This is a genomic window from Colwellia sp. (assembly GCF_013215345.1).
Taxonomy (GTDB): Bacteria; Pseudomonadota; Gammaproteobacteria; order Enterobacterales; family Alteromonadaceae; genus Colwellia.
Genome location: NZ_JABSOV010000123.1, coordinates 1 through 10876, shown reverse-complemented (window position 1 = coordinate 10876; position 10876 = coordinate 1). Strand labels below are relative to the sequence as shown.

Annotated in this window: 9 protein-coding genes; 4 read left to right on the top strand and 5 right to left on the bottom strand. The window is 39.7% G+C overall.

What is annotated here, in order from left to right:
- From HRT50_RS15275 to HRT50_RS15265, 3 genes are all read right to left on the bottom strand, one after another.
- Positions 1-1430: peptidase M13 (locus tag HRT50_RS15275; RefSeq protein ID WP_291616015.1), on the bottom strand; the 1430-nt coding region annotated here is incomplete at its 3' end.
- Between the two features lie 194 nt (positions 1431-1624).
- On the bottom strand, positions 1625-2392 hold the full coding sequence (locus HRT50_RS15270; protein ID WP_291616012.1) for an FMN-binding negative transcriptional regulator: 768 nt from the start codon (positions 2390-2392) through the stop codon (positions 1625-1627).
- Complete coding sequence (locus tag HRT50_RS15265) at positions 2379-3059, bottom strand: GNAT family protein (protein ID WP_291616010.1); 681 nt, start codon at positions 3057-3059, stop codon at positions 2379-2381. Before HRT50_RS15265 ends, HRT50_RS15270 begins: the two co-directional genes overlap by 14 nt.
- A gap of 109 nt (positions 3060-3168) precedes the next feature.
- On the opposite strand from HRT50_RS15265, the gene HRT50_RS15260 reads away from it, so the two are divergent.
- Both HRT50_RS15260 and HRT50_RS15255 read left to right on the top strand, forming a co-directional pair.
- Positions 3169-4716, top strand: coding sequence for a PLP-dependent aminotransferase family protein (locus HRT50_RS15260; RefSeq protein ID WP_291616008.1), 1548 nt, complete (start codon positions 3169-3171; stop codon positions 4714-4716).
- A gap of 57 nt (positions 4717-4773) precedes the next feature.
- On the top strand, positions 4774-5025 hold the full coding sequence (locus HRT50_RS15255; RefSeq protein WP_291616006.1) for a hypothetical protein: 252 nt from the start codon (positions 4774-4776) through the stop codon (positions 5023-5025).
- 184 nt (positions 5026-5209) lie between these two features.
- On the opposite strand, the gene HRT50_RS15250 is transcribed toward HRT50_RS15255, so the two are convergent.
- Together HRT50_RS15250 and HRT50_RS15245 are read right to left on the bottom strand one after the other, a co-directional pair.
- The gene (locus HRT50_RS15250; protein WP_291616017.1) at positions 5210-6730 is read right to left on the bottom strand and encodes a methyl-accepting chemotaxis protein; all 1521 of its coding nucleotides are present in this window, start codon (positions 6728-6730) and stop codon (positions 5210-5212) included.
- Positions 6731-6862: 132 nt separating this feature from the next.
- Positions 6863-7720 (bottom strand): hypothetical protein, encoded by an 858-nt coding sequence (locus tag HRT50_RS15245; protein WP_291616004.1) that lies wholly within the window; start codon positions 7718-7720, stop codon positions 6863-6865.
- Between the two features lie 189 nt (positions 7721-7909).
- On the opposite strand from HRT50_RS15245, the gene HRT50_RS15240 reads away from it, so the two are divergent.
- Both HRT50_RS15240 and HRT50_RS15235 read left to right on the top strand, forming a co-directional pair.
- Positions 7910-9061: an efflux RND transporter periplasmic adaptor subunit gene (locus tag HRT50_RS15240; protein ID WP_291616002.1), complete on the top strand. Its 1152-nt coding sequence runs from the start codon at positions 7910-7912 to the stop codon at positions 9059-9061.
- The coding region (locus HRT50_RS15235; protein WP_291616000.1) for an efflux RND transporter permease subunit at positions 9061-10876 on the top strand (1816 nt) is incomplete at its 3' end. The genes HRT50_RS15240 and HRT50_RS15235, both read left to right, overlap by 1 nt.

The following is a 10876-nucleotide window of genomic DNA, read 5'->3' as shown; positions in this document are numbered from 1 at the left end:
GTTTGCGGCGTCATTGCCCACTCATGTTTTTGTACCGGGCCATTTTGTTTATCTAAACCTTGTTGGTAAACCACTAGTGCAGAGCGTTTTAAGTTACCAAACAAGTCATCTTTTTTGATGGTTAAGGCCGAGTAATCTTTCCAAATATCTGGGTAGCCAATTTTAGGGGTAAACTTAGATAGTTTATCTAACGCTTGTTTTTTTGTTTCAGGCGTCATCCAATCAAGGTTTTCAATACTCACCTTATAAGCTTTGGTTAGGTTTGCTACTAACTCTTCCATGCGAGCTTTAGCTTGCGGTGGAAAGTGTTTTTTAACATAGACTTTGCCAACTACTTCACCGATATTTTGATTAACCACACTAACGCCACGGCGCCACATTGGCAATTGTGTTTTTACACCACGTAAGGTCTTGCCATAAAATTCAAAATTTTGTTGATCCAGCTCTTGGGTTAATCGACTAGCAGTGTTATTAATCACGCCCCATTTTAAATAGACATGCCAAGTATATATAGGTGTATCCTTAATGATGTTATTCAGCGCTTTCATATAGTCGATTTGCGTAACGACCACGCCATCTATATCGGTAAGACCCGATTGTGCTAAGAAGCCATCCCAGTTAAAATCTGGCATAAGTTGAGTCAGCTCAGGGGTAGGTATTTTATTATAAAGAGCAACCATATCGCGAGTTTGCTCTTTTTTCATCTGATGACTTGCCAGCTTAGTTTCTAAGGCAAAGATATCTTTAGCAGCCGCTTTGGGGTTAGCTAATCCGGCTAGGGTTAGCATTTTTTCAATATGGCTTAGGTAACTTGCTCTGAGTTCTTTTGAAGTATCGTCCTCTAAGAAATAATATTCTCTGTCTGGCAAGCCCAAACCTGCTTGCCAGGTATATCTCATATAAGAGTTTGGATTTTTAAAATCGACATACTGCCCAAGATTAAATGGAATGGCATAACCGAGTTTATTCGCTAAGGCAAAATGTATCGCTAATTCTTCATGATTAGTAATGCCATCTATTTGGCTAAATTCTTGGTGGATTGGGGCTAAACCAATTTTATTACGGGTATCCCAATCAATATAAGATTGATATAAATCACCGACTTTTTGCTCATTTGAGCCTTGGGGGAAATTACCGGCAGAAGCTGCTTCTATTATCGCTTTAACATCAGTTTGAGACTGCTCGTGCACTATAGTGCCAATGCCATAAGATGATTTGTCAGCGGGGATTTCGGTTTTCTTTAGCCAATTACCATTAGCGTAAAGGTTAAAGTCATCACCAGGTTTTACCGTGGCATCGATGGAGGTAATATCTAAACCAGAGATGAGCACTGGGCTGTTATTGTCATCATTTGCTGCATTTAAACTATTACTGTTATTACAGCCCATTAACCCTATAAGTACCGTTAAAGATACTAATGTCTTTTTCATCGTAACATCCTTTTTATATTATTATTGCTTATCACTAGTTGAGCAGTCGCTTTTTTAACTATCTGTTATGGATAGGTAAAAGTTAACACTAGTGTAGTTATGTTAACTACTAATTAACAATATATCAGTTAACAACATATCAGCAAAAGTAAGTCGTCGCAATTCCATACCTGGTTATGGAAAATAAGTGAAGGCTAAATTCCGGTTATCTGTTTTGCTAAAATAGCTTTATTTCGCCTTGTTACCTGTTCGGCTATTTGCGCTCTTAATGCTGCAGTTTTGTTCTGACTTAACTTAAAGCGACCTTCAATACGGCTAATGGTGAAAGTAAAAATAGTAATCGCTTTTAGCATGTGTTCAATAGCATGGCTTGGCGCTGAAGCAAGTGACCAAACAACTTGCTTATTCGGTGATGTTATTTTTTGTTGCACTTTAACTTGTTCAAAATGATCACTGCTGATCAGCATATGCTGGTATTTTTCATCAATGTCAGTGACCTCAGTAACTTGGCCACTGACATGTACTTTTGCGTAGTTCCACGTGGGAACTTTTTGCATTGAACTATGTTCAGCACTGACATCATTAGGGGAAATATAATCATCTTCACCGTGAAATATTAGTGTTATGCTGTTTTTGTCTTTCGCATTCTCTTTATAGTCATCTTTATAGTCATCGCCATTGTTAGCAACACCTTTAAGGTGTTGTGCTAAGGGATGTTGATTGCTGACATGTGCCATTAATTCATGACCTATCAACAGCTCACTATCACTATCACTTTTACTTTCACTCACATTCTCTTTAATCTTCACTATTGTGTTGTCGGTAAAGTGAAAGGGAATATGGCTAATATCTAGTTCATTATTATTATCAAAAAAGAGTAATGTCGCTAATGGGCTTTGCTCGATAACTTCAAGCAAAGCAAGCTGCTGCTTGGTATTAATAAAATGCTCAGCGGGGTACATGGATAAACTCCTCTGGGCTTTTTCCCGTTGATAGTAGTTGCTGTTTCACCTGCGGCCAGTCTTCATCGATGATGCTAAAGAGTGCAGTATTTCTAGAGTCGCCATTAGGTGCACGGCGATGCTTTCTTAAAACCCCTTCGAACTGACCTCCTATTCGAGCAATGGCATTACGTGATTGCTGGTTATTTTCATGGGTACAAATCTCTACTCGCGTCATATTTAACTGCTCAAAAGCATGCTTTAGCATTAAGTATTTAGCATGGGAGTTAACATGGCTGCGTTGAAAATTCGGGGTGATAAAGGTATGACCAAGTTCAATGGTTTTATCTTTGTTATTGTAACGAAACAGTCTAGTTGAGCCGATAACGGTATCTGTTTTTTTATCACTTTCTTTATTATTTACTTTATTAATGATGACAAAAGCAAGCTCTAGCCCTTGGTCCATATTTTCGATGGCTTCTGCTAGCCAAGGTTTAGCAATATCTTGGCTTTGACAGCGGTTGATGGGCATGTGTTGCCAAACTTGCGGGTAATTACCTGCTAAACAATACCCTTCAAGGTGCTGCATTGTCATGGGTACTAATTTTATTAAGCTGGTTTCTAGTGTTATCGCCTTAAGAGGTAATGGTTTAAGAGAAAGAGGTTTAAGCGCTGCTGTTGTTAACATAAGTTGCTGCATAAATTGGCTAGTTAGTAGTTGTTATTATGATTATTATTGGTATAACTACTACAACCAGATTTGTGTAAGTTGATAGACCAGATTGAAAGCCCTAACTTTGAATTTAAATTTAAGCCTAAACTTAAACTCTGAGAGCTTAGATAAAAATAAGACCTCAGCTAAACAAGCAAAATATTTGGCTATTGCTGATGCGTTGCGACAAGCCATTAAGCAAGGGCAGGTAGCTCCCACTGAAGCATTGCCGTCAGCGCGCAAACTTGCTCAGCAGTTAACGGTTAATCGCCATACCATTATGGCGGCCTTAGCTGAATTAGTGGCTCAAGGTTGGGTTGAAGCGAAAGAGCGATCCGGTTATCGTGTGGTAAAAAACTTACCAATTCAAACTAGTCGGCAAGCAAATAAAGTGGCGCAAACGCAGCAAAGCTTTGCTTGGCAGTTTCGCTTCAAACAAAACGTGCCGGTCACGCCAAAACTAAAAGCCAGCCAATACCCCTATAACTTCTCCGGCGGCCAGCCAGATATCCGAAAATTTCCTTTTGATGAATTTAAAAGTCATTTTTCGCAAGTTTGTCAGCGGCCTAAAATTGATAATTTAGGCTATGGTGATAGTCTTGGAGAAGTAGGGCTCATTAAAGAAATCGCCACTTATCTAAGACGTGTTCGCTCGATTACTGATAAAGAGTTGATGATTTGTAATGGCTCCCAAGAAGCCTTGTATATGATTTCACAACTGCTGTTACAACCTGGCGATAAGGTTGCGGTTGAACAACTAGGTTATCCACCCGCTTGGGCTGCTTTTGAGCGTACCGGTGCGAAGTTAATTGCCATCAAACAAGATGATCGCGGTATAGAGCCTGAGCATCTGGCGCAAGTATTTGCTCAGGGTAAGGTAAAGCTACTTTATCTGACGCCATTACATCAATATCCAACCACAGTATCTCTTGATATCAGCAGGCGTATGCAAATATACCAATTAGCGGTGCAATATGGTGTTGCCATAGTGGAAGATGATTATGATCATGAGTTTCACTATGACAGCCAACCCATTGCACCTATGGCTAGCGATGATCCCGCAGGCTTAGTTATTTATATTTCTACCTTTTCAAAACTGATGTTTGGCGGCGCACGTATTGGTTATGTGGTGGCAAATGATGCCTTAATTGAGCAGCTAGCGGCTTATAAGATGTTGATGAATCATAAGTGTAATGTTTTAGTACAGCAATCAGTAGCTAAATGGATGCAACAAGGCGGCTTTGAAGGGCACCTACGCCGCATGACTAGGCTATATCAAAAACGTCGTGACTTTATGGTGTCACTATTGCACACATACCAAGAGCAAGGGTTGCCAATTCAATTTGAAATTCCTGCAGGCGGTATGGCAATTTGGCTTGATACCGGTAAATCTGTTGTTGGCTTAAAAGATAAGCTATTAGCCCAAGGGGTCTATCTGCAAACGGAACTTGAATTTAGCAGGATCAAAGACTTATCTTGCGAAAAATCATCTGACCATGACTTACCTAAAAATGAGTATCGCTTTATCCGCTTGGGCTTTGCTGCCATGAATGAAATGGAAGTAACTCAAGGCTTGAGTATTGTGATGCAAGAAATCTGTGGTATCGACAGTAAAGGTAATGTGTTGATTTAAATTCATAAAACAACAACTTGGCTTTGCTATTAATACTAATTTACCAAACGCCGCTCTATGCGTATTAAAGGTCGTAAGTTAATGGTTAGCACCGATATTCAATATAAGCCTTCAGCTTTAACACAAGCTAAGGCTGAAAAGTTAAAATTAGTCCATCAAAGGCTGCAGCCAAACAGTGGCTTAGGGTATTTAGAGCTTAATGATGATGGCTCACCACATTTGATTGCCGACTTGCATTGTGACGGTAGTAGAACAGTATTTATTGAGACCAATGAAGAGCTAGTTCCCTTGATTTTCATTTTTGACTGACTAGTTACCTTGATTTTGGCACGATGGTGCTAGCTAAGTCAGCGATATCATCAATACTTTTGCTAGCTCTTGCATTTGCTCAGCAACATGCTCGGTAATATGGTCGGTTTGCTGCCAAGTAGTTTCAGTACTGTCGGCAGAATTAGTTTTTAACTGCTAGTTTTCCATTGATAGCAAATGGAGCTTACCTTGATTTTGGTACAAAGGTGCTAGCTAAGTCAGCGATATCATCAACACTCTTCGCCAGCTCTTGCATTTGCTCTGCAACACTATCGGTTTGCTGCCAAGTAGTCTCAGTAGTGTGAGCAATATCATTTAAGTGATTATTAATTTCATGAGATACACAAGATTGCTCTTCTGCGGCCGTAGCAATTTGAGTGGCAGCTTGGTTAATGTTTTGCATTTTCTCAACCACTAAATCAATTTGCTGATGTGATGCTTGTGCACTATCGACACAAAATTGTGCTTCATCTTTATTTTTATTCATTAAGGCTACCCATTGCTCTATGGTGTTGAGCATAATGGTTAAGCGTTGATGGATTTTTACTGCTGATTCTTGCGTGCGTGATGATAAGTTACGTACTTCATCAGCTACAACAGCAAAACCACGACCATGTTCACCCGCGCGAGCCGCTTCAATGGCAGCATTTAATGCCAGTAAGTTGGTTTGATCGGCAATAGATTGAATCTCCTCCATCAACTCACCAACATTATTAGCCGATTGCGTTAAGCTATCGGCTGAGCTTGAAGCATTTTCTACCGCTTGCGCTAATTGGCTAATTTTATCACTGGTTTCATAAATACTTTTTTGTGATTGCTCGCAGTGTTCGAAAGTTATTTCTAATTCGCTAGCAACATTAACGGTATTTTGGGCGATATCTTGCGTTGATTCTTGCATTTGACTCATCGCCGTACTTAACTGCTCTAAATCATCTTTTTGCTGCGCTAGTGTGCTGCGGGTATCGGTTAAACCTTGGCTGACTTTCGCCATCACCGTTTTTATTGGCTTAGCAGCATCAAGTGTGCGCTCTATGATGGCTTTGATTTTGGTTTTTAACAGTGAGAAATTAAAATCAAAAACACTGGCGCTGCCTTTACCGAAATAGACTTTACGTGATACTGAGTCGAACACCGTTTGCATGTGCTGAGCACGCATAGCTGTCGGAATTATATCTGACCAAAATATGATAATAGGCGTAACTGCGCTCAGGCCGGCAATAACTGAAGCAAGTAAACCAAGCTGAGTGAAAATATAACCTTGAGCTAAGACAGTGAGCAATATTAAAAAAGCAAATTTATGGTTCTTAGTAAATTCAAAAGTTACCCAGTTATTTTGTTTGTTGAGCGCTTGGTAGATGTGATCAGCATCGCTGGCAAGCTTGGTGCTTGCCACAGAGCTAATGCATTGAAATCCTATTATCTTGCTTTGGCTATATTGCGGGGTGATAAATACATCAAGCCAAATACTCTTACCGGCTTTACTCTTCAGCTGTAATAATCCTTGCCATGAAAATCCTTTTGCTAACGTTGCTGATAACTCATCGAGTACCACTTTGGGCATTTGCTGATGAGTTAAGCTACGTGTATCAGTATTTAGCAGATCACTTTCTTGATAACCTGTGGTTTGGCAGTACGCTTGATTTACATAGGTATAATTACCTTTTAAATCGGTAACAGAAATTAATTGTTTCATAGTAGATGACATAGTTTGCACAACGTAATAGTTCCTAATAATAACAGTAAGATTTAATTATCACTTTGATCTATATCGGCAAAAATGCGCGAACTTTAGTTATTTTTAGCAAACTATCATATTTATTTATTCTTGCTGTTCAAGCTAATTAGCCAAGCTTTCCATAGTGTTAGAGTTTTCAAGACGAATTAACTCCTTGAGTAACAGCTTAAGTAGCTCTCCACCTAATTGATTACTGTCTAAGCCATCTTCATTACCAATACTGCCTAGCTCGATATTCTCAAATTGTTTGCTCATCACTTTATTGTCTTTAACAATAGTCAGGGTTAATTCTTCAATAAGTACTGAACTGATGCGAACGCGGGTTAGTGCTTTACCTAATAAACGTCTTTTCTGTTTAGCGGCATTGGAGGCGATAACTGCTTTGTTGGTTTCAATTTCTGCTACTTCTCGGCTGGAATCAATATTTTCTAAGGCCAATTCTTCGCTGCGCTCAGGGTACATTTTTGCGTATAGCTCAGCGCTTAGTTGTGGGTATAAAGCCGGGTAGTCAGTGGCTAGTTTCGTCTCAACTTTTTTAATCAAAACTTCTAAATTAGTTTTACCGGTTTCACTTATTTTATCAATCTCTGACCAAGCGTGTAAGTTATTGAAGCGAAGTTGTTTAACATGCACTAAAGTCGTGGTTTTTTTCGCTACGCTGGGGGCGTCAAATTGGCTAGTTGCAAGCTCTGCCAGTTGTACGCTGATGTTATCGACTTTAAATAGCTGAGGCTGAGTTAAACCATCTATATTGGCAACAGAGAAATTGGTAAAGGTAGTAATACCGCTATTAGTTGAAAAATTAGCGCTGAGTAACTGAGATTTTTGCCCGCTATAGTAATGGCTTTGCAAAAGAACTTGGCTTTTTAGGTAATCATTTAAAGAGCCATTGGCGAGATACCATAACATGGTACTGAGAAATAATAATATGGCAAAGGCTAATACGGCTAATTTATTCAAGGTTTTTCTCTTTTACGTTAATTTGCGTTAAGTGGTTAATATTTTAAGCTAAGTTACTGGCTAGGTAAATGCTATTGATAGGTCTATAGGTTATAGTATTTGCGTGCAATTACTCCCAGCCCGCTTGGATATATGCTTTAAATACACGATCGCCACCACACTATTACTATGTTATTAGAGAACCTCTTTATGTCAAATAAGTTTGTATCTACAGCGACTGCAAGTACTTCGGCTGTTACCCGCCGTTTACCTTTATTCATTATACTTGCCATTCTTGTGGCCTTAATTACTTATTTGCAATGGCCAGAAGCTAAGCAAGAAAAAAGTAAATTCAAGCGTGTGGTTGCGGTAAAAATGGTGCCAGTGGTGTTGGCCGAGTTTATTGAAAGTGTCGAAGCGGTCGGTACCGCGCGTGCCAATGAGCAAGTGGTGATCACCAGTAAATATTCTGATCTTGTTGATGAAATCTACTTTGACGATGGCCAAACAGTTAAAAAAGGTGCTGTACTGGTTAAGCTGAATAATCAAGAAGAGCTAGCCAAAGTGAGTGAGTTAAAAGCTAACCTGTCAGAATCACAGGCGCATTTAAAGCGTTTATCTGAGTTACTTGCCAGTAGAGCAACCTCCAAATCATTGGTAGAGCAACAAGAAGCGAAAACTAAAGCGATTGAAGCGCAGCTAACCAGTGCTCGCGCTAAATTAAGTAACTTAACAATTCGAGCACCATTTTCCGGTGTATTGGGTTTTCGTGAGGTGAGTAAGGGCGCTTATATTGATGCCGGAAGTGTGATTACTCGCTTAGATGACTTGAGTGTTATTAAAGTAGACTTTCATTTACCTGAGCGTTTATTAACGCATATTCATGTTGGTCAACAAATTAGCGCGGTAAATACCGCTTACCAACATAAAGAATTTATTGGCAAAATTTCTGCCATTGATAGTCGTATTGACTCAAGTACCCGCAGCATTAAAGTTCGCGCTACCATCAATAACAAAGTGTCAAAACTCCACCCTGGTATGTTGCTTAAAATTAGCGTGTTATTGCAAGTAGAAAACATACTGCAATTACCTGAAAGTAGCATTATACCTATTGAAGATAATCATTATGTCTTTGCTGTGATTGATGGTAAAGCCGTACGTAAAGCGATAAAAATTGGTCGTCGCCATCCTGGTGTGGTGGAAGTTATTTCAGGCTTAGTTGCAGGTGAAGAAGTGGTCGTTGAAGGCGCACTTAAACTTCGTGATGGCTCAGCGGTTAGTATCATAGGTCAAGAATCTGAAGAACAAGCACTTGCTCAAACTGAAGAAAATCCTACTGCTGATAAAGGGAGAAAGCACTAGTGATTTTATCTGATTTATCGGTAAAACGACCAGTTTTTGCCACGGTAATAAACTTACTTATTATCACCTTTGGTATTGTTGCTTTTTTAATGCTGCCATTAAGAGAATATCCAGATATTGATCCACCGATAGTTAATATTAGTACCAATTACCCAGGGGCTTCTGCCGCTATAGTTGAAACTAAAATAACCCAATTACTTGAAGACAGAATTAGTGGCATTGAAGGGGTTAAAACCATCAATTCTAATAGCCGTGTTGGTCGTTCAAGTATCACCATTGAATTTAATTTAGACCGAGATATTGATGCCGCGACTAATGATGTCCGCGATCGTATCTCTCGCGCATTAAATAACTTACCAGAGCAGGCTGATCCACCTGAAGTTTCAAAAGCCAATGACGATGAAAATGTCATTGTTTGGTTTGTGCTGCAAAGCGAAACCATGAGTACGCTAGAGCTAACTGATTACGCGAATCGCTATATCGTTGACCGTTTTGCGGTGGTTGATGGTGTTGCCCGTGTGCAAGTGGGCGGTGGCCGTACTTATGCCATGAAAATACGTCTAAATCGTGTATCCATGGCGGCACGTAATATTACCGTGCAAGATATAGAAGAAACCTTACGTGATGAAAATGTAGAGTTACCGGCAGGGCGCATCGAGTCAATAGATAGAGATTTTTCTATTCGGGTCGAGCGTAGCTATTTAACGGTGCAAGATTTTGCCAATATGGTAATTAGTCACTCAGAAGGTGATTCTGGTAGTAGTTCTGAAAGTAGTTCTGCAATTAACTCTGTAGTGCGCTTAGGTGATGTTGCCGAAGTCTTTATTGGCGCGCAAGATGATGAAAATATGTTCCGCGGCAATGGTAAAAATATGGTCGGCTTGGGTGTCATCAAGCAATCTAAAGCCAATACCTTAGACGTGGTTAAATCTGCGAGAAAAGAGATGGTTACTATCCGTAGCTCTTTACCTGTGGGTACAACGATTACCAATAGTTATGATAGCTCGGTCTTTATTCAAGGCTCTATTGATGAAGTTTATAACACCTTAATTATTGCCATGTTAATGGTGGTATTGGTTATTTTCTTATTCCTCGGAAATATTCGCGCTACCATCATTCCTGCTATTACCGTACCGGTTGCTTTGATTGGCTCTTTGATGGCGCTATCTTGGTTTGGTTTCTCTATTAACTTATTAACGTTATTAGCTTTAGTACTCGCTATTGGTCTAGTTGTTGATGATGCTATTGTGGTACTCGAAAATATTTACCGCCGTATCGAAAATGGTCAAACACCTTTGATGGCCGCTTATGAAGGCGGTAGGGAAGTAGCCTTTGCCGTAGTTGCCACCACCTTAGTGCTTGTATCTGTGTTTGTTCCGCTGGTATTTTTATCGGGCAACATGGGACGGTTATTTACTGAATTCGCCATTGCCATCGCGGCGGCTGTAGTTTTTTCAAGTTTGACGGCTTTAACACTAACGCCAATGTTGTGTTCAAAAATGTTGAAGCACAGAGAGCGTAGTTCTTCTTTTGGTCAAAAACTGGATCGCACTTTTGCCCGCTTTGAAGCAGCTTATGGCAGAGCCCTGAAAAATAGTATTCATCAACCTATTCTTATCGTGTTAGTACTGGGCTTGTCATTAGCCGCGGTATTTTTATTGTTTAACAAGCTACCTTCTGAATACACGCCAAAAGAAGATCGCGGTAATTTCTTCTTAATTATGCAAAGTGCTGAAGGCGCCAGTTATGAAAATAACGTTAAGAATATGCATAAAATTGAAGAGAAACTTTTAGGCTACCAAGCCGAAGGTGAAT